This window comes from Gemmatimonas sp. (genome assembly GCF_036405635.1).
In the GTDB taxonomy this organism is placed as follows: Bacteria; Gemmatimonadota; Gemmatimonadetes; order Gemmatimonadales; family Gemmatimonadaceae; genus Gemmatimonas.
The window spans coordinates 1-23,756 of record NZ_DASWXE010000081.1 but is presented as its reverse complement, the minus strand read 5'-3'; the positions used below and the strand labels follow the sequence as shown (position 1 = coordinate 23,756).

The following is a 23,756-nucleotide window of genomic DNA, read 5'->3' as shown; positions in this document are numbered from 1 at the left end:
CGCTGATGTCACGAATGACACGGGGCTTTTTCCCGCTGCGGAGCGCGGCGTTGGTGTGCGCGTTCATGGGCGTGGCTGCCGGTGCACAATCGGTACCAACTGGCAACGGGACGCGCCAGCCTGATTCGTCCGTGGTACTCCTCGGCACGCCCAATGGGTCTCGAGTGCAGGCGGGCAAGCTGGTGCGACCGGACACTGTCGAAATCGGCGACCCGTTCACCTTGATCGTGACGGTGGTGGTGCCGGCGGACGCACGCATCGAGTGGCCCACGATCGCCGACACGGCCGCCACGGTGGCGATGCGCGCGCCGGTGAAGGTCATCGACGAAGGCACACGACTCGGCGGGCGACGCGAACGGGCGGAGTACTCGTTGAGTGCGTGGAACATCGGCACACTGCCCATCGAACTGCCGGACGCGATTGTGCGATTTGGCGATGTGACGATGCGTGTTCCGCTGGCCGATGCGCGCATCTTCGTGAAGAGTGTACTGCCCGGTGACACCACGCTGCATGTGCCCAAGCCGGCGCGTGATCTCTTCCCCAGGGTCTTGCCGTGGTGGCAGCGCTGGTGGCCGGCGTTGCTGGTTATCGCGGGCCTTGGCCTGCTCTGGTGGCTGTGGCGCCGTCTGCGCCGCCGTAAGGCGGCCGCGGTGACGGCCACGCCGCTCGATGCCTACGCACGCGCCATGCACGAGTTCGACCGACTCGATCGCCTGCAGCTCGCTGAGGCAGGCGAGAGCGGGCGGTATGTGGCGCTGGCGGTGGATGTGCTCCGTTTGTTCGTCGCCGTGCGTATCCCGGGCGCTGAGCTCTCGCAGACGAGCGCGGAGTTGCTGGTGGCCGCCGTTGATGATCCGCGCGTGCCACGGGATCGCCTCGTTTCGCTGCTTGCCGATGCTGATGGTGTGAAGTTCGCGGCACGCCGCATTTCGCCGCCGCGTGCGCGTGAGATTGGTGGTGAGGCACGGGCCATCGTCGAGCACATCGAACGTGTGGACCGCGAGCGCCGCGCCGCTGAAGAAGCGGCGAAGGCCGCGGCGGTGGCCGCCGCGGAAAAAGAACGCCAGGAGATCGAGGAACGCGCCCGTCGTGAGTCGCGGCGTCCCAAGTCGGGGGCTCGCTGATGCTCAGCGTGCAGGAATGGATCGACGCGATTCGCTCGGGTGAATGGTGGAGTGCACGCTCCACCGTCGTGTCGTTGTTTGGCATGAACTTCTCACACCCCGAAGTGCTGCTGTTGCTGTTGGCCATTCCCGTGTGGCTGTGGTGGTGGTGGCGTCGCGAGGCGACCCAGCGCACCATCACGTTCTCGCGAGCGGGCTTGCTGGCGAAGGGGCCGCTGCCTCGCATCGCATGGGTGCGGTGGCTGCCATGGCTCCGTGCACTCGCCCTGGCTGGTCTCATTGTCGCGGTGGCGCAGCCGCGCTCCGGCGCGCGCGCCGAACGTGTGTCCAGTGATGGTATCGATATCGCGCTCACGGTCGATATCTCGAGTTCCATGCTGGCGGAAGACTTCCAGCCGCAGAACCGCATGGAAGTGGCCAAGGACAAGGTCAAGCGCTTCGTGATGGGAAGAAAGAGCGATCGAGTGGGGTTGGTCGCCTTTTCCGGTGAGGCGCTCACACAGGTGCCGCTCACCACCGACTATCCCGTGGTGCTCGCCGCGATCGACAACCTGCAGGTGGGGCAACTCGAGGACGGCACGGCGATCGGTACCGCCATCGCCACCGCAGCGAACCGGCTTCGCAATTCACCGGGTCGCTCCCGTGTGATGGTGCTGCTCACCGACGGAGAGAACAATCGCGGTGCCATCGATCCGCGCACCGCGGCGCAGGCCGCCGGCACGTTCGGGATCCGCATCTACACCATCGGCGTGGGCACCGATGGCATGGCTGCGGTACCGGTCGGCCGTGGCCTCTTCGGCCTTCGGTATGAGAACCGGCCCGTCAAGATCGACGAGGCATTGCTCACAGAGATCGCGAACAGTACCGGCGGTCGCTATTTCCGCGCCAAGGACGCGGCCGCGCTGCAAAGTATCTACGAACAGATCGACCGTCTCGAGCGTTCGGCGGTGGAGGCGCGCGCCTACATCCGTTACACCGAACGTTTTCGCTGGCCGCTGCTCATCGGACTTGGCGCGCTGGTATTCGAGTTGGTGTTGCGCGCACGGCGGGGCATCCTGCCATGACCATCGCACTCCCCAACCTGCCACCGCTCATCTTCGATGCGCCGTGGCTGCTGCTGTTGGCCATTGCGCTGCCATTCATGGTGTGGTGGCTGCGACGTCAGCGGCGCGAGCGTCGCACGCAGCGCCTGGCGCGCTATGCGTCGCTGACGGCATTGGCGAGACTGGTGGTGTCACAGGACGCGGAGGCCTCGCGGCGCACCATTCGTCTGATGTTTGTGGCGGGGCTCATCGGGCTCGCTCTGTCCGGGCCACGATGGGGACTTGCCCGCGGACCGATGAGTTCACGGGGCATCGACATGGCCATTGCCATCGATGCCTCCTTGTCGATGTTGGCACCGGATGAACGCCCCTCGCGATTGGAACGCGTCAAGCAGGAGGTGCGTCGCCTGCGCGCGATGTCCCCGGCCGACCGCGTGGCGCTCATCGCGTTCGCGGGGCGCAGCTACATCCTCACTCCGCTCACGGGTGACGACGGCGCGCTCGAACTGTTCCTCGACAATCTCGATCCGGGCGTGGTCGGGCAGGCAGGCAGTTCACTCTCGCGTGCAATCCGCCAGGGCAGTGAGCTGCTGCTGGCGAGTGATGGCAGCGCTGATCGTGCGCTGGTGTTGCTCAGCGACGGCGAATCCTTCGATTCGGCCGAAGATATCGAATCCGCTGCGTCGGAGGCCGGTAGCAAGGGCATCAGTGTGGTGACTGTGGGCTTTGGCACGCGTGAAGGCACCACCATCCCGGTGCGAGAAGGTACGAATGTGCAGCAGAAGCGTGATGAGAACGGTCAGATCGTCGTGACGCGCTATTCGCCCGACCTGCTCGAACAGGCAGCCAAGTCTGCCAATGGCACCTTCATCCCCGCCGAGGCATCGGACAAGGCATCCCGTATCCGTGGAGCCTTGCGGTCCCTGCGCACCGCGCGCCGCGCAGTGGATACGCGTGAAGATCATGTCCCACGATTCCTGTGGTTCCTGGTGCCGGCATTGGGGTTGCTGGCGTGGGATTCGTGGCGACTCGTGCGCCGAGGCGGCGGATCGGTGCGTCGGCCCGAGATCGCCAATGCCAATACCGTGGCTGCGCTGGCCATGATGGTGGTCCTCCCCGGTATGCTGGGCTCATGCGGCCAGACTCCCGATCCGGCTGCCCTCTTTGCCGAGGGCAATGTGCCTGCCGCGCTGCGCGCGTATCGCGAGATGGTCGCTCGGGGCGATACCACCATGGTCACCGCCTACAACCTCGGCACCACTCTCATCGCAACGGACTCCCTGCCGGAAGCATCGGAGCGACTGGAGATGGTGCGGCGCGCGGCTGACGGCGAAGTGCGATTCCGTGCTCGCTTCAATGCCGGACTCGCCGCCCTGATCATGGGGCGCACGCCCGGGAATCCCGAGGGCGATCGCCGACTCGGCGACGCACGCGCCGCGTATCGCGCGCTGCTTACCGATCGGTCAGACTACCCCGACGGTAAGTGGAACTACGAGCTCGCGCTTCGACAAACGCCGCCGCAGGGTGGCGGTGGTGGTGGCGGCGGCGGTGGCAACAACGACCAGAATGAACAACCGCAGCCCCAGGGCGAAGGTGGTCTCGACCAGAAGCAAGCCGAAGCACTGCTGAACAGCGCCGCGCGCGAAGAACGTGATGTGCAGGGACGCAAGCAACGCCAGAGTCGCACGCCACCGGGTGGTAAGGACTGGTGATGCGGCTTCGTGCGATCGTCCTCGCCGCGTGCAACGTCACATTGTCCTTGGCAATGCTGATGCTGATGCTCACGCCAACCCGTGCGGTGGCGCAGCCGTCACCCACCGCGGTGCTCGATCGGGTGCGTGTGAATGCGTCACGGGCCATCGACTTTCATGCTGCCGCGTTTCCGGATACGGTGTATGTCGGCCAGCAGGTCACCTACCAGGTGGCGGTGCTGCTGAGCGCAGATGCGCGCTCGCGGTTGCGCCGGGACCCGGAGTTCCGCCCGCCGGAACTGCGAGGATTGCTTTCCTACGAACTGGGCACCCCGCGGCGGGTGCCGGCGCGCGAGTACTCGGGAAGGCAGTACGAGGCCCACGTGTTTCAACGTGCGTTGTTCGGCATTGCGCCGGGTCGACTGATGGTGCCGTCGCCGCAGCTCACGTACTTCCTGTCGCAGTCCTCGAGCTATTTCAGTCGGGAAGAACGCAATGTGGTGCACGCGGAAAGTGCACAACTGGTCGTGATGCCCTTGCCGGAAGAAGGCCGACCGACGGATTTCTCCGGGGCGGTTGGTGTGCTCGAGGCCCGAGCTCGATTCGATGCGACGGCGGCGCGGGTCGGGGATCCGCTCATGCTCACGATTCGCCTGGAGGGCACGGGCAACGTGAAGCTGTTGCCGCGCCCGACCGTGGAATTGCCGTGGGCCTCCGTGGTTGCTGGCAGTGAGCGGGTGCAGATCGATTCATCGGGTGCGTTGGTTCGCGGCATGAAGGAATTCGATTTCATCCTCACGCCGACGCGGCCTGGCGCAGTGGTATTGCCGGTTATTCGATACAGCTACTTCAACCCGTATCGCGCAGCCTACGAATGGGCAGAGTCGACACCGGCTGATGTGCAGGTGGCCGATGGGTCATTGGCTGCGAGTACGGGCAACGATGAGAGCACCAGCCTGCCACTGCGCAGTTGGCAGGTGGAGGAGCGTCGCGCCGGATACGATGTACCGGTGGGATGGCGCCTCGGCTTGCTGGGGGTGTGGGGAGGGGCTGTCTTGTTGGCGTTCGGTGCATGGTGGCGTCGCCATCGCCTCGAACATCGCGACGAGATATCCCCGGTCGCCGTCGTTGTCGCACGGGTCGCCGACGAGCAGGATGGATCGCCCGGCGCTGTGGCGCGCGATCTTCGACGCACGCTGCTGCAACAGCTTGCCACTCGTCTTGGTGTGCCGCCCAATGCGCTCGTGGTGCGTGCGGATGTGGAACGGGTGCTGCGCCGACGCGGGGTGACGCGGGCCTCCACGCGTGAAGTGCTCTCCGTGTTGGATGCCCTCGCTGCTGAGGGATTTGGTGACAGCATGCATCGATCTTCGGATACAGGCAGCGCCCTGCGATCACACGCTGAGAAGGCGGCCGAACTTGTGGCAGCCGAGGCGGTCGCCAATGGGCGCGTTCGCCTGTGGCGTCGTCGCGGGGCGTCCGGCGGTTCTACCGGAGCCTCCCGGACAGGACTGCTGTTCTTGGCGCTGGCAGTGGGGTTGGGCGCGCCCGTGGCGCATCTCATCGCGCAGCCCGCTCCGGCGTCCGGAACGGATGTGGCACTCGTCGTGCGCGAGGCCACCGCGGCCTATGAAGCGCGGCGCTATGGCGCGGCATCTGAACGATTTGCGGAAGTCGTGGCGCAGCGGCCCCGTGACGTGGATCTGCTCGTCAACTGGGGCGCCGCCGCATGGTCCGCCGGTGACACGGTGAGTGCCGTGATTGCCTGGCAGCGTGCTGCACGACTCGAGCCCATTTCGGCGGACGTACAGGAGCGACTGGCGCTGCTCCCACCGGGTGCGCGCGGCGGCATCGCGGAAGTGCCGATGGTGCCGGTGTACCCGCTCTTCACGACGGCTTCCGTGCTATGGGTGCTTGGTGCCGCAGTGCTCATTGTCGCATGGTCACGTACCACCGTCTCAGATCGTGGGCTGATGCGCGTGTCGGTGGGCGGTGCGCTGATGCTGGTGGCCGCAGCACTGGCAGTCAGTGGCTGGTGGGGCTCCCGAGCGCTCGATCCGCAAGGACTTGCGGTGGTTCGTCGTCCGGAAGCCATGCGCGTGCAGCCCGCGTCCGATGCCAACACGGCCGGCGGACTCGCAACGGGCGACATCGTGCGCCTGGCTGCCGTGCAGGAGCAGTGGGCCCGCGTGGAGCATGCTGATGGACGGTTCGGTTGGGTACCCGCCGAACGGCTCTCACTACTCGTCCCCAACGCCACCGCTCGATAGCATTCAGGATGTCGCGAATCGCCATCCTTCCCAGTGCTGTTGCCGATCAGATTGCTGCCGGTGAAGTCGTCGAACGCCCGGCATCCGTCGTGAAGGAACTGGTGGAGAACGCGCTCGACGCGGGCGCCACCTCGGTGGACATCACGATCGAAGAAGGCGGCCGCACACTGGTCCGCATTGCCGACAACGGCAGTGGGATGGACGCCGCTGACGCGCAGCTCGCGTTGTCTCGGCATGCCACCTCCAAGATCACATCGGCGGAACAACTGGTCGGCGTGCGCAGCTTCGGCTTTCGCGGCGAAGCGTTACCCGCCATCGCCTCGGTGTCGGAACTGCACATCGAGACTTCAGCCGAAGACGGTGCGGGCACGCTGGTGCGCGTCAACGGTGGTGCGCTGATGGATACCGCGCCTGTGGCGCGTCGTCGCGGCACGACCGTCTCCGTGCACCGCCTGTTTCACAACACGCCGGCGCGGCTCAAATTCATGCGCAGCGCGCGCTCAGAGTGGCGAGGGATCGTCGAGGCCATGCAGGCCATTGGCGTTCTGCGGCGCGACGTGCACTTCACGGTGCGCCACGATGGGCGCGTCGCGCTCGACTGGCCTGCGGTTCCCACGTTGCGTGCGCGACTGGCGGCACTGTGGGGCGCAGCGGACGTGCAGCGCTTTGTCGACGTGGATGACGTGCAGGGTGTGGTGCATGTCTCGGGACTCGCCGAGCGCCCCGCTGACGTGGGCACGGCCACCCGGCGCGTGCTGCTCATCGTGAATGGCCGCGTCGTTCGCGATCACGGTCTCATTCGGGCGGCCGAGGCCGCGTACCGGTCCACCATTCCGGCCGGTGTGCGCCCCTCGCTGGTGCTGCAGGTGCATGTGCCCGGTGGTGATGTCGACGTGAACGTGCATCCGGCCAAGGCGGAAGTACGCTTTCGTGATCGGTGGCCACTCGAGCGCGCGGTCGAGGAGGCTGTGCGTCGCGCACTCGGTTTGTTCGACGCGTCTGCCGGGATCGGGTGGAAAAGTTGGACCCCGGCCTCACGTGAGACGGATGGTTCCGCGGTACTCACGGGCAGTGTCGCACTGGAGCCGTCCACGCTGCGCGCGGAGCCGGCGCACGAGGGGCTGTTTGCCGCGCCTTCATTCGCACCGGCATCGCCTTCGGCCGATGAGCGAGTTGCGCCGGTCCCTGCGAGCGACGCTCCGATGGCGGCGCCTGCCGTGGAGACCGACGTGTTGGTCGTGCCGCCCCTCGTGCAGCTCCGACGCACGTACCTCATGTTCGAACATGATGAAGGGGTGGTGCTCATCGACCAGCACTCGGCGCATGAACGCGTGCTGTATGAGCAGTTTCTGGGTGTCCTCGAGCGCGGTGAAGCGCCCTCTCAGCGTCTGCTGTTCCCGATGACACTGCACCTTGGACCGCAGGAAGCGGACGCGTTCGACGCGCATCGCGAGGCATTTCTGCGCCTCGGGTTCGAGATCGATCATTTTGGCGGCACATCGCTCCTGGTGCAGTCCGTGCCCATGCCACATCCGCGGTTCGATGCGGAACGTTGCCTGCGCGACACCCTGGCGGCGCTCATCGGTGATCGTGGTGCGAGTGCTGCCGCCAAGCACGAGCGGCTCGCGGCCACGTTCGCCTGCAAAGCGGCTATCAAGGCGGGAGACAAGATGTCCCCCGGGGAAATGCAGTCGCTGTATCGGGCCCTGGCTGCGACGACCTTGCCGGCGCATGATGTGCACGGGCGATCCACCATCGTGCGACTGTCGTGGGATGAACTCGATCGACGCTTCGGTCGGAAGTGACATGCCGGACACCGGCGACACCATCATGTGCATCGTGGGGCCGACGGCCGCTGGCAAGTCGGCGCTCGCGCTGTCGCTCGCCGAACAGCGGGGGCTCGCCATACTGAGCGCGGACTCACGGCAGATCTACCGGCAGTTCGATATCGGCACCGCCAAGCCCAGCCCCGATGAACAGCGGCGCGTGCCGCACTACGGCGTGGATGTCATCGAGCCTCAGCAGCGCTACTCCGCCCACCGGTGGGCCACCGAAGCCGCGGGCTGGTCCGATGATGCATGGGCGCGCGGTACACCGCCGTTGGTTGTCGGAGGTACGGGGTTGTACGTCCGCGCCTACGTGGAGCCGCTGGACGCCGTGCCCGACCTCGACCCCGCACACCGTGCGCAATTGGCGCCATGGCTCGAAACCCTCGACCGGGCCGCACTCGTGCAATGGTGCACCCGTCTCGATCCGGACCGAGCGCATTTGGGGCGCACGCAATTGCTGCGCGCCATCGAGACCGTGCTGCTCACCGGTCGTCGACTGAGCGACCAGTTCCGGGAGCACGCCGGTGACACGAGGGCAGGGACCACGCGGGCGGTGCGCTATCTCGTCGTCGACCCGGGGCCGGTGCTCGCCGATCGCATTGCCGCGCGCGTGCACGCGATGGTGCGAAACGGTTTCTTCGAGGAAGTGGAACGCTTGCGGGGCACCGTACCTTCCGATGCGCCTGCGTGGAACGCCTGCGGCTATCGGGCGGTCCGCGAGGCGCTGGACGGCACGTCGACCCGTGCGCACGCGATTGAGCGCACCATCATCGAATCCCGGCAATACGCCAAGCGCCAACGCACATGGTTCCGTCATCAATTGCCGGATGATGCGGTCACCCGCATCAATCCGGATGCGGCCGATGCGATGGCGATGGTTCAAGCCTGGTGGGACTCGGCGCAGAACCGATTTCTCGCAACACAACCTGCTGCAGAACGACATGCCGGCGCCCCAATGGGTGCCGCTGATGGGACACGGTCATGAAGATTGGCATCACCTGCTATCCCACGTACGGTGGATCGGGCGCGGTGGCCACCGAACTTGGTATCGCGCTCGCTGCGCGCGGTCATCACGTGCACTTCATCACGTACCAACAACCGTTCCGGCTACCGAGTTTTTTGCCGCGGGTCTGGTTTCATGAGGTGGATGTCGGTCGCTATCCGCTGTTCGAGTATCCGCCGTACGACCTGGCGCTCGCAGTGCGCATGCACGAGGTCGTGCGCGACCACCAGCTCGACATCCTCCACTGTCACTACGCCATCCCGCACGCGACGAGCGCCTGGATCGCCCGGTCGATGCTGCGCGAGGAAGGCCGAGACGTGAAGGTGGTGACCACGCTGCATGGTACCGACATCACCATCGTCGGACAGGAGCGCTCGTTCTTCTCGATCACCAAGTTTTCCATCGAGAAGTCCCACGAGGTCACCGCGGTATCGCAGTACCTGCGGGAGGAGACGTACCGCGCCTTCGGATGCACCGGGTGCAATGTCGGTGTCATTCCCAACTTCATCGACCCCGTCGAGTTCGACCGCTCACGCCACGTGTTTCCCGTTCCTGCCGAGGCAATAGCTGGCCGCAAGGTCATCATGCACATCTCCAACTTCCGTCCGGTGAAGCGGGTGCGTGATATCGTGCGGACTTTTGCCCGCATCACACGCGAGGTCCCGTCGGTACTGGTGATGGTGGGCGATGGGCCTGAGCGCGTTGAGGCCGAAGCGGAAGCCCGCGAACTCGGGGTCGCCGACGCGGTGATGTTCCTCGGCAAGATCGATCCCATAGCACCACTCCTCGCCGGTGCGGACTTGTTCCTGCTCACGAGCGACAAGGAATCATTTGGACTCAGCGCTCTCGAGGCGTTGGCGAGCGGTGTGCCCGTCATCGGGGCGCACGCCGGCGGGCTTCCCGAAGTCGTGACGGATGGCGTCACCGGCTACCTGCGCCCCGTGGGCGATGTCGAGGGCATGGCGGCCGCGGGTATTCAGTTGCTCTCCGATCCGACGCGTTGGCAGGCGATGAGTGACGCCGGTGCTGCGGATGCACGACGCCGGTTCAGTGAAGATGCCATCGTGGCGCAGTATGAATCCCTCTACGAGCGGACCCTCTCGACATGACCGTGTGGCAAGCCATTGTGCTGGGCATCGTGCAGGGCATCACCGAACCGTTGCCAGTTTCCAGTTCGGCCCACCTCGCGCTCACGCCGTATTTCCTCGGCTGGTCCGACCCGGGGCTCGCCTTCGATGTGGCACTGCATCTCGGCACGCTGCTCGCGCTCGTGTGGTACTTCCGTCATGAGTGGGTGGAGATGATTGCCAGTGCATGGCGCATTGCCACGACGCGTCGGGTCGAGTCGGTGCATGACCGTCGTGTGCTCTATCTCATTGTTGCCACCATCCCCGGTGGTATTGGCGGGCTGCTGCTCAACGATCTCGCCGAGACCACGTTTCGTTCGCCGGCCGTCATTGCGACATCACTGATTGTCATGGGCGTGCTGCTCTGGGCGGTGGACCGCTGGAGTGCCCGGGCCCGCGTGCTCGAAGAGATCACGCTGCGTGACGCCATCATCGTCGGCTGCGCGCAGGTGCTGGCGCTGGTGCCGGGGGTCTCGCGGTCCGGGTCCACCATGACAGCCGGTCGCTTGCTCCAGATCGATCGGCCCAGTGTGGCGCGCTTCAGCTTTCTCATGAGCATGCCGATCACGGCGGCGGCGGTGATCGTGAAGATGCCGGATGCACTCCGGGAACATGGGGCATCCCTGCCGTTGCTGGCTGGTGTGGCGGCCGCCGCGGTGAGTAGCTGGTTGGCGATTTCGGTGCTGCTGCGCTACGTCGCGCGCCACAGCTTCGGAGTGTTTGCCATCTATCGTGTGCTGCTCGGCATCGTGGTGTTCGCGACGCTGGCTTCGCGGGCCTGAGAGCATGGCGACCCCACCGGCCGAAGCGGTCATCGCCGCTGCCGGCCTCGTTGCGTTGGACTATCACGAGTCGGTCTCGTCCACCATGGACGTCGCGCATAGCCACGCGTTGGCCGGCGCCCCCAGTGGAACGGCGGTGTTGGCTTCACGACAGGAGCAGGGGCGTGGACGCGGCGGCCGCACCTGGCAGTCCGAGCCCGATGCCGGACTTTGGTTCACACTGCTCGAACGCCCCACCGATGTGCGCGCGCTCGACGTCTTGTCGTTGCGCATCGGTCTCGGGTTGGCAGAGGCGCTGGCGCCATTGGTGGACGGGGCGGTGCAGCTCAAGTGGCCCAACGATCTGTACGTCGGCGACCGCAAGCTGGCGGGCATTCTCATCGAAGCGCGTTGGCGCGACGGTCGGCCGGAATGGGCGGCGATCGGCGTGGGAATCAATCGCCGCGTGCCGGTGCAGTTTCAGCAGGCAGCGCACGTTCGCGAGGACATCAGCCGCGATGACCTGTTGATCATGGTGGCCCGTGCGATGCGCGCCGCCGCGCAATGTCGCGGGCCGTTGTCTGATGCGGAAAGGACGGCGTGGGACGCCCGTGATCTGGCGCGTGATCGCGTGGTGTCGGCGCCAGTGGCTGGCGTGGTGTGCGGCATCTCATCGACCGGCGCCGTGCTCATTCGCGACGAACGCGACGTCGTGCACGAGGTGAACAGCGGCTCGTTGGTCTTTGCCTAGCGAACCACCTCAGCCCCATTGGTATAGATGGTGCATGCATCCAAGGGCCGCCCGCGTATTGCAGGTCACCCAAGCTGCCAAAAGTGCAGCAACCCCAACTGCGTGCTGCCGCGCAGACGCGAATTCCAGTACGCGTCTGCCACTGTGGCTGTCGCTAAGTTGTTGTTTGGTAGTGACTTACGGCGAACTGCCCGGTCTTGACGACCGCCTGCGACCCGGGTAAGTTATTGGTGCTGGCACTCACTGAGTGTGAGTGCTAACACATCTCTGTCATTCTTTGTTGATCCCCTTGCACCTCGCAGGAGACCAGTAGCTATGGCCAACCAGAAGGTGGCGCCACTCGCTGATCGCGTTGTCGTGAAGCCGCTCGAAGAAGCGGAGCAGATGCGCGGTGGGCTGTACATCCCCGATACGGCGAAGGAAAAGCCCCAGCAGGGTACCGTTGTCGCCGTCGGCCCGGGCCGCTTTGAAAAGGAGACCCGCGTTCCGATGGACGTGAAGGTCGGCGACAAGATCCTCTACGGGAAGTACAGCGGCACCGAAGTCACGATCGAGGGTGAGGCGCTCCTCATCCTGCGTGAGTCGGATGTTCTCGCCGTGATCAACTGAACCGCCCCTTAACCGCAATCAGCTACCATGGCAGCCAAAGAACTGCATTTCAACGTTGAAGCGCGCGCGGCTCTGAAGCGCGGCGTCGATCAACTCGCCGAAGCGGTGAAGGTCACGCTCGGCCCGAAGGGTCGCAATGTCGTCATCGACAAGAAGTTCGGCGCCCCGACGGTCACGAAGGACGGTGTGACGGTCGCGAAGGAAATCGAATTGTCCGATCCGATCGAGAACATGGGCGCGCAGATGGTGAAGGAAGTCGCGACCAAGACGTCGGACCTCGCCGGCGACGGCACGACGACGGCCACGGTGCTCGCCCAGGCGATCTTCCGTGAAGGCCTCAAGAACGTGACGGCCGGTTCCAACCCGATGGCGCTCAAGCGCGGCATCGAGAAGGCCGTGGCCGGCATCGTCGAGGAGCTCAAGAAGATCTCTGTCCCGACGAGCGGCAAGAAGGAAATCGCGCAGGTCGGCACCATCTCGGCGAACAACGATCCCGAGATCGGCAACCTGATCGCGGAAGCGATGGAGAAGGTCGGCAAGGATGGCGTGATCACGGTGGAAGAGGCCAAGGGCCTCGAGACGACGCTGGAGACGGTCGACGGTATGCAGTTCGACCGCGGCTACCTCTCGCCGTACTTCGTCACGGATCCGGAAAAGATGGAAGCCGTTCTCGAGAACGCGCTCATCCTGATTCACGACAAGAAGATCTCGGCCATGAAGGACCTGCTGCCGGCCCTCGAAAAGGTCGCGCAGCTCGGCAAGCCCCTGCTCATCATCGCGGAAGACGTCGAAGGCGAAGCTCTCGCCACGCTCGTCGTGAACAAGCTGCGTGGCACGCTGCGCATCTGCGCCGTGAAGGCCCCGGGCTTCGGCGATCGCCGCAAGGCGATGCTGCAGGACATCGCGACGTTGACCAAGGGTCAGGTCATCTCCGACGAAGTCGGCTTCAAGCTCGAAAACGCGGTCCTCACCGACCTCGGTTCGGCCAAGCGCATCGTGATCGACAAGGACAACACGACGATCATCGACGGCGCCGGTGAGCAGAAGGACATCGAAGGCCGCGTGCGTGAGATCCGTGGTGCCATCGACAAGAGCACCTCGGACTACGATCGTGAGAAGCTCCAGGAGCGTCTCGCGAAGCTGGCCGGTGGTGTGGCCGTGATCAACGTCGGCGCCGCGACGGAAGCCGAAATGAAGGAGAAGAAGGCTCGTGTCGAAGACGCGCTGCACGCCACGCGTGCCGCCGTCGAAGAAGGCATCGTCCCGGGCGGCGGTGTGGCCTTGGTGCGTGCGCAGCACGTGCTCAAGGACATCAAGCTGGCCGACCGTGACGAGCAGATCGGCGTCGACATCATCCGTCGCGCCATCGAAGAGCCGCTTCGCATGATCGTGCAGAACGCTGGCGGCGAAGGCTCCATCGTGATCGAGAAGATCCGCACGGCCAAGGAGACGAGCTTCGGGTACAACGCGTTGACCGACACGTACGAAGATCTCGTGCAGGCCGGCGTCATCGACCCGACCAAGGTCACGCGTACCGCCCTCCAGAACTCGGCCTCGATCGCCGGTCTGTTGCTCACGACCGAAGCGCTCATCGTCGAGAAGAAGGAAGACAAGCCGGCCGCGCCGGCTGGCGGCCCGGGCATGGGCGGCATGTACTAAGAGGCAGTCGTAGGGGCGCGGGTTTCGGCTTTGGGGGTCGCGCTCCCGGTACTGCGGTAGGACACAAAGAACGGGCGCTCCTTCGAGGGGCGCCCGTTTCTGTTTGTCACAACGCGGTGTACTAGAACAACGCCAGTTGCGTCGCGCGCGGGATACCGTGCCACGCGGCTCGCGGACCGCTGAGGTCTACCGGAGGCATCGGCTCACGCTGAGGACACGCCCAGAGCGCCTCACTGTGCCAACCCGCGCGGCGCAACACATCACGCGCCGTTGCGACGGCGATGTCGGGCGAATTGTTCGTTTCGGACAGATGGGCGAGCAATACCCCACGCAATCCGCGATGCGCGCACTCGGCAGCCAGCATCGCCGACGTCGTGTTGGACAGATGACCACTGCCGCCGCGAATGCGTGCCTTGAGCGCACGAGGGTATGGTCCGTTCGCCAGCATGGAGGTGTCGTGATTCGACTCGAGCACCAGCAGATCGAGCTGCGACAGGAAGGCCGGCAACGTGTCGGGCACATGGCCTGCATCGAGCACCACGCCCACACGGGCGCCGCTGCGCGTGTCGGTCAACACCAATGCACGGCAGTCCGCAGCATCGTGTGGCAGGGCATGATGCTCCACGGAAAACCCGGCCACCTGCGTGGGGGCCTCGGCCTCGAACGCCTGCGTGATGTCCGGAGCCCCACCGGCCATCTCGCCCAGCGCCGTGAGCGTACGCGCCGAAGCCAACACCGGCCATCCCCAGCGAGACGAGCACACCGTGGCGCCGCTGGCGTGGTCTACATGTTCATGCGTGAGCAGCAGGGCATTCACGGACTCCGGCTGCCGTCCCGCGGCCTGCAGGCGCTGCGCGACGGTGCGCGCGCTGAAGCCGGCGTCGACCAGCACGCTGCCTTCGCTGCCGTCTATCAGAATCGCGTTGCCACGACTGCCGCTGCCGAGAACGGTGATACGCACCATGATCCCAACAGTGTAGGGGAGTTTCAGTCCCGCGGCCAGCGTGGGTCGGTGACACCCGCTGCATGGACCTGCTCCCACCACGCACGGGCGGAGGCGCTGAGGTCCACATGCCGCCGTGCCATCATGCGGCCCGCCATGTCGAGGAACTTGTCGACGGCAAACGTGGTGTAGGGCGCTCCACCTCCCCACGAAAAGGGCGCCACCGCCTTCGGCGGCATGCGATCGTACACGTTGGCGCCTGCGCCAATCACACAGCCGGTGGTGAGCCGCAGGCCGATGCCTGATTTGGCGTGATCTCCGAACAGTGTGCCCAGGAACTGGAGCCCTGTGTCCCGCACGCCGTCAGGCGTCCACAGCGACACGGTGCCGTACGTGTTCTTGAGATTGCTGGTGATCGTGCCCGCACCCAGGTTCACCCACCGCCCGAGGATGGAGTGGCCCACGAATCCATCATGCCCCTTGTTCGCGTGGCCAATGAGGATGGACGTGGACAGTTCGCCATGCACGCGGCACACGTCCCCGATGGACGATGCGGCGACTCGATCGGTGGTCACGCTGCTGTCCACACCGACATAACATGGACCCACCACGCGCGTGAAGGCCTGCACAGTGGCACCGCGACGCACGAGCACTGGTCCGGCCGTCACATCGAACACACACATCGGTTCAATTGTCGCGCCGGATTCCACGAAAACGGGGTGCTGGCCCAGAATCGTCGATACGTCGGGTGCCAGACTGTCCAGCGACCAGCGCTGAGCGAGACGTGGAATGTCGCTATTGAGCTGCTCGACCAGAGAGTCGACCAGATCCCACACTTCGTTCATCCATCGCCCTTCGATCGCTACGGCCGGTGCCGATGCAATCGACTCGAGCGATGGCTTCCCGCTCCGCCAGGCAGCTACCGACAGAGTCGCCGTCAGGCGCACCGCCGCCACCCGATCGCCGATGCGCAGCACGTCACCAGTTGGCGCTGTGTTGATCGTGGGAATGGCTCGGGAGTTCACGAGCCAGGTCCCTGCGGGAATCTCTTCGATCAGCGCGGGCGGAGCGTCGAACTCCGCGAAGCCATCGAGATGCGGTGCCGCGACAAATCCGGATGACGAAGCGCCGAGTACCAGCTGCCAGCGCTCGCGCACCAGTAGCGCGCCCGCACGCATCTCACAGAGCGGCCTGGTGGCCGTAAAGGGTTCGAAGCGTCGCGCCTCGGCGTCATCGTACAGGACGATCACGGCTCGCGTACACCTGCAGGCATTGCGTCGAGCAGCGTCTTGAGATTGGCTGCGTGCTCACGCGTTGTCACCATCACGAGGCCCTCTCGCGCGACCACCACCAGATCGTGCACGCCGTAGAGCACCACCTGGGTCGCGTCGGCGTGGACCACGTTACCGGAGGACGCCAGGGCGTAAGATGGTCCCGACATCGCGTTGTCCTGCTCGTCATGCGCGCGCACACGGTGAAGCGCCGCCCAGGTGCCGACATCGTCCCATCCAAAATCGCCGGAGAGCACCAACACGCGATCGCTGCGTTCCAGCACCCCAACATCGATGGCGATTGACTTGACCTGCGAGAAAAACACCGTCAGGTCTCCGCCTGCGGCCACCAATGCTGGATGCACTTCCGGCGTGTGCGCCGCGATCTCGTCGAGCAGATCGCCGACACGCCACGCGAAGATACCGGAGTTCCAGAGAAACCCATCAGCGACCATGCGGGTGGCGCGCTCCTCGTTGGGCTTCTCCACGAAGCGCGCAACCCGCCGCACGGTGGATGGCACCCCCTGCATGGAGGGCAGCGCATCACCGGGCTGGATGTACCCGAAGCCCGTGTCGGGCCGCGACGGCACGATGCCTACCGTCACCAACGCATGCGTGACCGCGGCGGTATCCGCTGCGAGGTCCAGCGTTTCGCGAAAGCGCGGCACATCGCCAATGGCCCAATCCGCGTGGGTGCACACCATGACCGCGTCAGCCCCGTCGCGTTGCGCGATCAGCGAGGCCGCCCAGGCCAATGCGGCGCAGGTGCCAGCCGGTCGCGGCTCGGCGATGACGTTTTCAGGCGGTAGCGTCGGCTCGAGGGCAAGGATCGCATCCCGGAGCTCGGCGTTGGTCAGCACGAGAGTACGCTCGGGCGGCGCCGAGGGCCGGAGGCGGTCAAGGGTGTCGCGCAGCATCGGCGCGTCGCTCACCAGAGGCAGCAGCTGCTTGGGACGCGCCGGCGTGGACAACGGCCAGAATCGTGAGCCGATGCCGCCAGCGAGCACCACATTCCAACGGGTCATGTGCACATCAGGGAAGGGAAGGGCGGGAGCCATCCGTGGCTTCCGCTCCGATCGTCGGGCTGCCGCCCGGCGGGAACTCTCCTGCGGACGCCTCGCGAGGCGCTGCGTCACGTCCAGTGTATCGGCGCACCCGTCCCAGGAGACCGCGAGGGCTGAAGGGCTTCGTCATGATCTCTGCCGCGCCCAACGACTCCGCATCGCGAAGCTGGGCATCCTGCCCGGCGGCCGTGAGCACGATGCAGGGGAGCGCGGCCCATCGCGTGTCTTCACGCACGGTGCGCAGCACATCGATGCCGGACATACCGGGCAGCATCAGGTCGAGGACGAGTAACGCCACGTCGGGCTCAGCCTGCAGCAGGGCCAATGCTTCCGGGCCATGCTCGGCCAGCAGGACACGGAAACCGTCCTGCTCCAGGCGGGTCCGAATGATGCGCCCGATGTGGGGCTCATCATCGACCACCAGCACGGTCACGGGTGACTGGCCGCTCATGGCCGGTCCCGGTGCGGTCCCGGTGCGGCGTTCAGACGAGTGCCGACAGCTGCGCGCGGTGACGGCGCAGTTCGTACAGCAGCGTGGCCAGATTGGCCTCGGGCTGCAGCAACACCAGCAGGTACGCATCCGACGACAGCGATGTCACCACCACCGAACCGCGGGAGTATTCCAGCACCATGAGGCCAAAATCCCCGCGCTGGGCGGCGAGCCCCATTTCCACAGCCGACAGGGCCATGGGTGGCACGTGTGCCGCCAGGCCTTCGGGGTCGAGCGCGCTGCTGGTGGTCCCGTCGATCAGCAAGCCGTCCCGACCAAGGACGACAGCAGCATCGACGCCGTCGCGGCGCCGGAGCGCGGTCACGAGATCACGTATGGTGGCCATGCTCGTACGCTGCGTAGCCCAGCGGGTGAAGTCAAGCGATCCCACGCCCGGCCGAGGGGCGTCAAGCGCTTGCCCCAGCATGAGTTGGGCGGTAACCTCCGACGTCGTGGTCCTGACGCAAATTCTGGTAACAGCCATGGGGAAGACCCTGTTCGCTCGTCTGTCCGGCGCGCCCCGCCTTGCTCGGCGCGCCCTGTCGTTTCCGGCCCTCTCGTTGGCGGCCCTGGCAGCGCCTGTGCTCGCAGCTGCCTGTGGCGGCGGCAACAACCTGCTCTCGCCGGCATCCATCGACAACACGGTCCGGACTTATTCGGTGTACTCGATGACCGGAGCTTCTGGCACGTTGCCGGCGGCCTATAGTTTCAGCACCGAGTCCCTTGAACGGCCGCAGGTTCTGTCCAACGGTGCACCGAACTTCGACATCGCGTTCGACTTGACTGCCGACGGTAAGGTTTCGCTGTTGCCGGTACGGGTACTGGTGCCATTCCCTCCGGCGTATCCGTCCGGAACTCCCCCAGTCGGCCTGCAGCGGTCCACTGTGGCATTCGCGAGTATGAATCGTGCCCCGGATCGCGGCTACGTGAATGACTCGACGCTGGTGGCCAGTGTTGGTGAAACCGTACTGGTGCGCCTGAGCAATTCCGGCTGCGTGTACGGGGATCCGTACTACGCGAAGGTCGTCGTCGACAGCATCATCGCATCGCAGCGCCGCATCGTTGTCCGCTCGCTGGTCAACCGGAACTGCGGTTATCGGAACCTGACCGAAGGTCTCCCCAGCAACTGACTCTCAGGACTCACGACACACCATGCACGATATTCGCCTGTTGCGTGACCAGCTCGACGTGTTGCGCGAGGGAATGCGCCGTCGAGGCAAGCTGAACGAACTCGGCGACCTGCTGGACAGGGCCGAGTCGCTCGAGCAGGCGCGTCGCAGTGCCATCACCGAACTCGAGTCCAAGCAGGCCCGCCGCAACAAGGTCACGCAGGAGGTGGCGCAGCGTCGGAAGGCCGGGGAAGACGCCACCGCGCTGATCGCGGAAGGACGCAGCATCGGTGAGCAGATCACGGCACTCGAGCAGCGCCGCAACGAAGCCGACGCAGCCGTGCAGGCCATGCTGTTCGAACTGCCGAACATCACACTGCCCGAAGTGCCGGAAGGCGACGAGACCCATAACCGGGTCGTGTCGAGCTGGGGCACGCCACGTGAAGATGGTGCGTCCCTCGTGCCGCACTGGGACAAGGGGGCGCAGCTCGGTGTGCTCGACCTGCCGCGTGGTGCGAAGATCAGCGGATCGGGGTTCATCGTGTATCGCGGCGCCGGTGCGCGTCTGGTGCGCTCGCTGATGAACATGATGCTCGATATTCACACCACCGAGCATGGGTACGAGGAGTGCTGGGTGCCGCTGGTTGTGAATCGCGCCTCCATGACGGGCACGGGCCAGCTACCCAAGTTCGAAGAGGACATGTACGGCCTGCAGGAGGAAGGGATGTATCTCATTCCCACCGCCGAAGTGCCGGTCACGAACCTCTACCGCGACGAAATCCTCGAGCCGACCGATTTGCCGCGCGGATTCTGCGCCTTCAGTGCATGCTTCCGCCGGGAAGCGGGAGCGGCCGGCAAGGACACGCGCGGTCTGTTGCGTGTGCATGAATTCGACAAGGTCGAAATCGTACGCTATGCAACGCCAGAGAACTCGCGCGAACAGCTCGAGTTGCTCACGCGGCACGCGGAAACCATCCTCGAACGCCTCGAGTTGCCGTATCGTCGCCTGCTGCTCGCGGCTGGCGACACGGGTTTCTCGAGCGCCATGACGTACGACCTCGAAGTCTTTGCGCCGGCCGTGGGCAAGTGGCTCGAGGTGTCGAGCTGCAGCGTGTTCTCTGACTTTCAGGCGCGGCGCGCGAACATTCGGTATCGGCCGGCCGCCGGGGAGAAGCCGCGGTTCGTGCATACGCTGAATGGGTCGGCGCTCGCGTTCTCACGCATCATCGCCAGCATCATCGAGCACCATCAGCAGCCTGATGGCTCGGTACGCATCCCCGAGGCCCTGCAGCCGTACTTCGGTCGCGCCGTCCTGGCCTGACCTGCCGCACGTCGGCATCCCTGTCCGCCCCCAATCGATCATGAAGCGTCGCCGCTGGCCCGTGTTGATCATGGTCATTGGGGTACTGGTGCTGCTCGCGTGGTACATCGGGTACACGCGACATGTGGTGACGCAGCTGCGTGGTGCCGCCGCAGCGCAGGGGCGGATGTACGCCCGCATCTACGAGGCATTGCAGGACACGAGCGTCGATGCCGATCCCGACGTGGTCCTGCAAGACCTGTCACGCGAGATCAGCGAGTCCGGATTGCCGCTGGTGGTCACCGACCGCTTGGGCCGCGTGACGGGCACGGCGAACATCCCGGACGACATCGAAGGCGACACGGCGCGGCTGCGCAACTTCATCGTCGAACTCGATCGCAAGAATCCGCCCATCGCGGACCGTGCCATCGGCGCCGTGCACCTGGGCGACAATGGGCTCGTCACGGGTCTGCAAGTGATCCCGGTGCTGCAGGCGTTCGGCATCGTGCTGCTGGTGGGCTTTGGTGTCTATGCGCTCATCGAGCGGGGGCGCGCCGATCGGGAGAAGGTGTGGGCCGGCATGGCGCGTGAGGCTGCGCATCAGCTGGGGACGCCGCTCTCCGCATTGGCCGGGTGGATCGAGCTGCTGGGCGAGACGGTCAGTGGTGGCACCGCCACGCGCGCGGTCCAGGCCATGGGGCAGGACCTGCAACGCCTCGAGCGCGTGTCGCACCGCTTCGAGCGCATCGGGCGCCCACCGCGAGATGAAACGGTCGACTGCAACGCCTTGGTCGATCAGTTGGCATCGTACTTCGCGGCGCGTGCGCCAACATTGGCGAGAACCGTACGCATCCGCAGCGAGCACCCATCCGAGGCCCTCATCACGCATGGCGATCGGGTGTTGTTGGAATGGGTGCTCGAAGTGCTCATCAAGAACGCCATCGACGCCCTCGGCGGCCGCAACGGTGAAGTGGTCGTCTCGGCGCGTCCCCTGCCGGAAGGCGGCGTGCGTATCCGCGTGCAGGACGACGGGCCTGGTGTGCCACGCCAGCTGCGCAAGCGCATCTTCGACGCCGGCTTCTCGACCAAGGATCGCGGCTGGGGCATCGGCCTGTCGCTGGCGCGCCGCATCGTGGAGGAAAACCACGACGGCCGACTGGTACTCGCCGAGACCGACCGCGGGGCGGCGTTCGACATTATCTTGCGTGGATGACGACGACGGGTTGGGCGGGTTCGCTGTTCGATGCAGTTCCTGAAAAGCCGGCACTGGATCTCGAGGCCATTACGCGCGGGCTCAATCCCGCGCAGCGTGAGGCAGTCTTTCATGACGACGGGCCTGCACTGGTGCTTGCCGGTGCGGGTTCTGGCAAGACGCGCGTCCTGACCACGCGCATCGCGCGGCTCATCGGGGACATGCAGGTCGCACCGCACGAGATCCTCGCGGTGACGTTTACCAACAAGGCAGCCGGCGAAATGCGTGCGCGCATCGCGAAGCTGCTCGGACACGAACCCAAGGGCATGTGGTGCGGCACGTTCCACGCTCTTGGTGCGCGCATGCTGCGCGGTGTGGCGCCGTTGGTCGGGCGTGAGCAGAACTTCACCATCTACGACGAGGACGACGCCATTGGCGCCGTCAAGCGCGTGATGGAGCGGCGCAATCTGAGCCCGAAACAGTTCGCTCCCAACGCGATCCTGGGTGCCATCTCCAGCGCCAAGAACGCACTCGTCTCATCGTCCGAGTACGCCCGCAACGCACGGGACACCTTCACCACGGCCGTCGCCGGTGTATACACCGATCTCGAGGCCGCGCTGCAGCAGGCCAATGCGGTCACGTTCGATGACCTGCTGGTGCTTCCCGTGCGCGCGCTGGAAACCGACGAAGCACTGCGTGCGCACTATCAGCGCCGCTTTCGCTACCTGTTGGTGGACGAGTATCAGGACACCAATGCCGCGCAGTATCGATTCGTGCAGTTGATGGGTGGTGGCTATCGCAACGTGATGGTCGTTGGCGATGATGACCAGTCGATTTATGGCTGGCGTGGCGCCGACATCCGAAACATCCTCGACTTCGAACGGGACTTCCCGGGCGCGCGTATCGTGCGTCTCGAGGAGAACTATCGGTCCACGCCCAACGTCCTCGCGCTCGCGAATGTGGTGATCGCCGAAAACAGCGAGCGCCGCGGGAAGACGTTGCGGGCAACGCGTCCAGCCGGCGAACCCGTCACGCTCATCGAGTCATTGGATGAACGCGATGAAGCAGACTTCATCGCCGAGACCATCCTGACGCGCATGTCGCGCTCGGATCTCGCCCGTCGTGACTGTGCGGTGTTGTACCGGACAAATGCGCAGTCCCGCGCTATCGAAGATTCGTTCCGCCGGCGCAACATCCCTTATCGGCTGATTGGTGCGGTGCGCTTCTACGATCGCCGGGAAATCCGCGATCTCATGGCCTACCTCAAGCTGGTGGCCAATCCGGCCGACGACGAGGCGTTCCGGCGCGCCGTGAACGTGCCCAAGCGTGGACTGGGCGACGCCACGATCGCGTTGCTCGCCGAACGCGCAGTGGCCGAGGGAAAGCCGATGCTCGAAATGGCCGGTCGACTGGACGTGTTGACCGGCATGCGCCCCGCGGCACGCGCGGCACTCGAGGATTTTGGTCATCTGGTGCAGCGTCTGCGCACCATGGCCGTCGACGCGGCCGTGGACGAACTGCTGCGTGAACTCGTGCAGGTCATCAAGTACGCCGACCATCTGCGTGCGGAAGGCCCGGAAGGACTCGAGCGCATCGAGAACGTCCGCGAAATGATCGCCGGTGCGGCGGAAGTGGTGGCCGATGAAGGTGGCGAGGTGGGTCTGACACCACTCGATCATTTTCTGCAGTCATCCACACTGGTGGCCGGTGTCGACAAGCTCGATCCCAATGCGGATGCCGTCACATGCATGACGATGCACAACGCCAAGGGACTGGAGTTCCCGCTGGTGTTCGTGTGTGGTCTCGAAGACGGTTTGTTCCCGCTGGCGCGCGCTGCGGAAGATCCGTCGCAACTGGAAGAGGAACGTCGCCTCTTCTATGTCGGAATCACGCGGGCCGAGGAGAAGCTCTATCTCACCTGTGCCGAGCAGCGTCGCAGAAACGGTGAGTTGATGTACTCCATGCCGTCCCGCTTTCTGGAGGTCATTACGCCATCGCTGGCTGAGCGCGGCAAGACCGCGCGCGCCAAGGCGGAGGGGCGGGGTGGATTTGGCGGTTACGGCGGCGGCTATGGCAGCCGTCGTGGTGGCGATGACAGCTGGGGACGCAGCGGTTCCACCGGCGGTGCCGGTGGTGGTGGCGCGCAGGGCAGCGGCGCAAAACGATCGGTGGGGCCCTACGGTTCGGCAGGATTTCGCGGAACGGGCAGCGGCGTCGGCGCCAACAGCCGCGATATTCCGTTCGGCAAGGCGCCCGCTGGCTTCAGCACGCCTGCACGTCGCGAGCGGCAACCGGAACCCGAGGATGAGTCACAGGACGCACCGATGTGCCGTCCGGGCGAACGTGTGAAGCACGGCAAGTTTGGCACCGGCACCATCGCGGAGCTCACCGGTAGCGGTCGGGATGCCAAGGTGCGTATCGATTTTGATGACGAAGAGATCGGGCGCAAGACGCTCGTACTCGCACAGGCCAAGCTCGAACGAGGGTGGGAGTGATGTCGGTAACACCGGAAGACGTGCG

20 protein-coding genes are annotated in these 23,756 nt (G+C 65.4%); 15 read left to right on the top strand and 5 right to left on the bottom strand.

Annotated elements, in window-relative coordinates; genetic code table 11:
• Window positions 1–5: 5 nt before the first annotated feature.
• The 11 genes from VGE27_RS06305 to groL all read left to right on the top strand — a co-directional run bounded on the left by VGE27_RS06305 (window position 6) and on the right by groL (window position 13,867).
• On the top strand, window positions 6–1,124 hold the full coding sequence (locus VGE27_RS06305; protein ID WP_331048791.1) for a hypothetical protein: 1,119 nt from the start codon (window positions 6–8) through the stop codon (window positions 1,122–1,124).
• Entirely contained in the window at window positions 1,124–2,188 is a 1,065-nt protein-coding gene (locus VGE27_RS06300; RefSeq protein WP_331048790.1) for a VWA domain-containing protein, read from the top strand. Before VGE27_RS06305 ends, VGE27_RS06300 begins: the two co-directional genes overlap by 1 nt.
• Window positions 2,185–3,879: a VWA domain-containing protein gene (locus tag VGE27_RS06295; protein WP_331048789.1), complete on the top strand. Its 1,695-nt coding sequence runs from the start codon at window positions 2,185–2,187 to the stop codon at window positions 3,877–3,879. Before VGE27_RS06300 ends, VGE27_RS06295 begins: the two co-directional genes overlap by 4 nt.
• Complete coding sequence (locus VGE27_RS06290; RefSeq protein ID WP_331048788.1) at window positions 3,879–6,128, top strand: SH3 domain-containing protein; 2,250 nt, start codon at window positions 3,879–3,881, stop codon at window positions 6,126–6,128. Before VGE27_RS06295 ends, VGE27_RS06290 begins: the two co-directional genes overlap by 1 nt.
• 8 nt (window positions 6,129–6,136) lie before the next feature.
• Complete coding sequence (mutL, locus tag VGE27_RS06285; protein ID WP_331048787.1) at window positions 6,137–7,933, top strand: DNA mismatch repair endonuclease MutL; 1,797 nt, start codon at window positions 6,137–6,139, stop codon at window positions 7,931–7,933.
• A 1-nt stretch (window position 7,934) separates the two neighbouring features.
• Window positions 7,935–8,942 carry a tRNA (adenosine(37)-N6)-dimethylallyltransferase MiaA gene (gene miaA, locus VGE27_RS06280; protein ID WP_331048786.1) on the top strand — a complete coding sequence of 336 codons (1,008 nt, stop codon included), beginning with the start codon at window positions 7,935–7,937 and terminating at the stop codon, window positions 8,940–8,942.
• The gene (gene bshA / locus VGE27_RS06275) at window positions 8,939–10,069 is read left to right on the top strand and encodes an N-acetyl-alpha-D-glucosaminyl L-malate synthase BshA (protein WP_331048785.1); all 1,131 of its coding nucleotides are present in this window, start codon (window positions 8,939–8,941) and stop codon (window positions 10,067–10,069) included. Before miaA ends, bshA begins: the two co-directional genes overlap by 4 nt.
• Window positions 10,066–10,869 (top strand): undecaprenyl-diphosphatase UppP, encoded by an 804-nt coding sequence (gene uppP, locus VGE27_RS06270; protein WP_331048784.1) that lies wholly within the window; start codon window positions 10,066–10,068, stop codon window positions 10,867–10,869. The genes bshA and uppP overlap by 4 nt, the downstream gene beginning before the upstream one ends.
• Before the next feature lie 4 nt (window positions 10,870–10,873).
• Complete coding sequence (locus VGE27_RS06265; RefSeq protein WP_331048783.1) at window positions 10,874–11,599, top strand: biotin--[acetyl-CoA-carboxylase] ligase; 726 nt, start codon at window positions 10,874–10,876, stop codon at window positions 11,597–11,599.
• Window positions 11,600–11,914: 315 nt separating this feature from the next.
• Entirely contained in the window at window positions 11,915–12,208 is a 294-nt protein-coding gene (locus VGE27_RS06260) for a co-chaperone GroES (RefSeq protein WP_012683024.1), read from the top strand.
• Between the two features lie 27 nt (window positions 12,209–12,235).
• A complete protein-coding gene (groL, locus tag VGE27_RS06255) occupies window positions 12,236–13,867 on the top strand; it encodes a chaperonin GroEL (RefSeq protein WP_331048782.1) in 1,632 nt (543 codons plus the stop codon).
• A gap of 121 nt (window positions 13,868–13,988) precedes the next feature.
• Here groL and VGE27_RS06250 read toward each other — a convergent pair whose 3' ends face one another.
• From VGE27_RS06250 to VGE27_RS06230, 5 genes are read right to left on the bottom strand one after another with little or no spacing between them, the layout of a single operon-like run.
• Entirely contained in the window at window positions 13,989–14,831 is an 843-nt protein-coding gene (locus tag VGE27_RS06250; protein ID WP_331048781.1) for an MBL fold metallo-hydrolase, read from the bottom strand.
• A gap of 23 nt (window positions 14,832–14,854) precedes the next feature.
• On the bottom strand, window positions 14,855–16,060 hold the full coding sequence (locus tag VGE27_RS06245) for a putative sugar nucleotidyl transferase (protein WP_331048780.1): 1,206 nt from the start codon (window positions 16,058–16,060) through the stop codon (window positions 14,855–14,857).
• Window positions 16,057–17,106, bottom strand: a complete 1,050-nt coding sequence (locus VGE27_RS06240) for a mannose-1-phosphate guanylyltransferase (protein WP_331048779.1) — start codon at window positions 17,104–17,106, stop codon at window positions 16,057–16,059. Before VGE27_RS06240 ends, VGE27_RS06245 begins: the two co-directional genes overlap by 4 nt.
• Window positions 17,107–17,113: 7 nt before the next feature.
• A complete protein-coding gene (locus tag VGE27_RS06235) occupies window positions 17,114–17,596 on the bottom strand; it encodes a response regulator transcription factor (RefSeq protein ID WP_331048778.1) in 483 nt (160 codons plus the stop codon).
• A 31-nt stretch (window positions 17,597–17,627) separates the two neighbouring features.
• On the bottom strand, window positions 17,628–17,981 hold the full coding sequence (locus VGE27_RS06230; RefSeq protein ID WP_331048777.1) for a roadblock/LC7 domain-containing protein: 354 nt from the start codon (window positions 17,979–17,981) through the stop codon (window positions 17,628–17,630).
• A 106-nt stretch (window positions 17,982–18,087) separates the two neighbouring features.
• On the opposite strand from VGE27_RS06230, the gene VGE27_RS06225 reads away from it, so the two are divergent.
• From VGE27_RS06225 to VGE27_RS06210, 4 genes are read left to right on the top strand one after another with little or no spacing between them, the layout of a single operon-like run.
• On the top strand, window positions 18,088–18,765 hold the full coding sequence (locus tag VGE27_RS06225) for a hypothetical protein (protein ID WP_331048776.1): 678 nt from the start codon (window positions 18,088–18,090) through the stop codon (window positions 18,763–18,765).
• A gap of 22 nt (window positions 18,766–18,787) precedes the next feature.
• The gene (gene serS, locus VGE27_RS06220; protein WP_331048775.1) at window positions 18,788–20,065 is read left to right on the top strand and encodes a serine--tRNA ligase; all 1,278 of its coding nucleotides are present in this window, start codon (window positions 18,788–18,790) and stop codon (window positions 20,063–20,065) included.
• A gap of 40 nt (window positions 20,066–20,105) precedes the next feature.
• Window positions 20,106–21,257 (top strand): HAMP domain-containing sensor histidine kinase, encoded by a 1,152-nt coding sequence (locus tag VGE27_RS06215; protein WP_331048774.1) that lies wholly within the window; start codon window positions 20,106–20,108, stop codon window positions 21,255–21,257.
• On the top strand, window positions 21,254–23,731 hold the full coding sequence (locus tag VGE27_RS06210) for an ATP-dependent helicase (RefSeq protein ID WP_331048773.1): 2,478 nt from the start codon (window positions 21,254–21,256) through the stop codon (window positions 23,729–23,731). The genes VGE27_RS06215 and VGE27_RS06210 overlap by 4 nt, the downstream gene beginning before the upstream one ends.
• Window positions 23,732–23,756 lie beyond the last annotated feature (25 nt).

What these genes read in the sequence shown, in the direction of transcription:
- VGE27_RS06235 (WP_331048778.1), bottom strand. Translation starts at nt 17,596, where the DNA reads ATGAGCGGCCAGTCACCCGTGACCGTGCTGGTGGTCGATGATGAGCCC.
- VGE27_RS06210 (WP_331048773.1), top strand. Translation starts at nt 21,254, where the DNA reads ATGACGACGACGGGTTGGGCGGGTTCGCTGTTCGATGCAGTTCCTGAA.
- mutL (WP_331048787.1), top strand. Translation starts at nt 6,137, where the DNA reads ATGTCGCGAATCGCCATCCTTCCCAGTGCTGTTGCCGATCAGATTGCT.
- miaA (WP_331048786.1), top strand. Translation starts at nt 7,935, where the DNA reads ATGCCGGACACCGGCGACACCATCATGTGCATCGTGGGGCCGACGGCC.
- VGE27_RS06215 (WP_331048774.1), top strand. Translation starts at nt 20,106, where the DNA reads ATGAAGCGTCGCCGCTGGCCCGTGTTGATCATGGTCATTGGGGTACTG.
- VGE27_RS06265 (WP_331048783.1), top strand. Translation starts at nt 10,874, where the DNA reads ATGGCGACCCCACCGGCCGAAGCGGTCATCGCCGCTGCCGGCCTCGTT.
- bshA (WP_331048785.1), top strand. Translation starts at nt 8,939, where the DNA reads ATGAAGATTGGCATCACCTGCTATCCCACGTACGGTGGATCGGGCGCG.
- VGE27_RS06240 (WP_331048779.1), bottom strand. Translation starts at nt 17,106, where the DNA reads ATGACCCGTTGGAATGTGGTGCTCGCTGGCGGCATCGGCTCACGATTC.
- VGE27_RS06260 (WP_012683024.1), top strand. Translation starts at nt 11,915, where the DNA reads ATGGCCAACCAGAAGGTGGCGCCACTCGCTGATCGCGTTGTCGTGAAG.
- VGE27_RS06305 (WP_331048791.1), top strand. Translation starts at nt 6, where the DNA reads ATGTCACGAATGACACGGGGCTTTTTCCCGCTGCGGAGCGCGGCGTTG.
- VGE27_RS06230 (WP_331048777.1), bottom strand. Translation starts at nt 17,981, where the DNA reads ATGGCCACCATACGTGATCTCGTGACCGCGCTCCGGCGCCGCGACGGC.
- uppP (WP_331048784.1), top strand. Translation starts at nt 10,066, where the DNA reads ATGACCGTGTGGCAAGCCATTGTGCTGGGCATCGTGCAGGGCATCACC.
- VGE27_RS06250 (WP_331048781.1), bottom strand. Translation starts at nt 14,831, where the DNA reads ATGGTGCGTATCACCGTTCTCGGCAGCGGCAGTCGTGGCAACGCGATT.
- VGE27_RS06290 (WP_331048788.1), top strand. Translation starts at nt 3,879, where the DNA reads ATGCGGCTTCGTGCGATCGTCCTCGCCGCGTGCAACGTCACATTGTCC.
- groL (WP_331048782.1), top strand. Translation starts at nt 12,236, where the DNA reads ATGGCAGCCAAAGAACTGCATTTCAACGTTGAAGCGCGCGCGGCTCTG.
- VGE27_RS06300 (WP_331048790.1), top strand. Translation starts at nt 1,124, where the DNA reads ATGCTCAGCGTGCAGGAATGGATCGACGCGATTCGCTCGGGTGAATGG.
- serS (WP_331048775.1), top strand. Translation starts at nt 18,788, where the DNA reads ATGCACGATATTCGCCTGTTGCGTGACCAGCTCGACGTGTTGCGCGAG.
- VGE27_RS06295 (WP_331048789.1), top strand. Translation starts at nt 2,185, where the DNA reads ATGACCATCGCACTCCCCAACCTGCCACCGCTCATCTTCGATGCGCCG.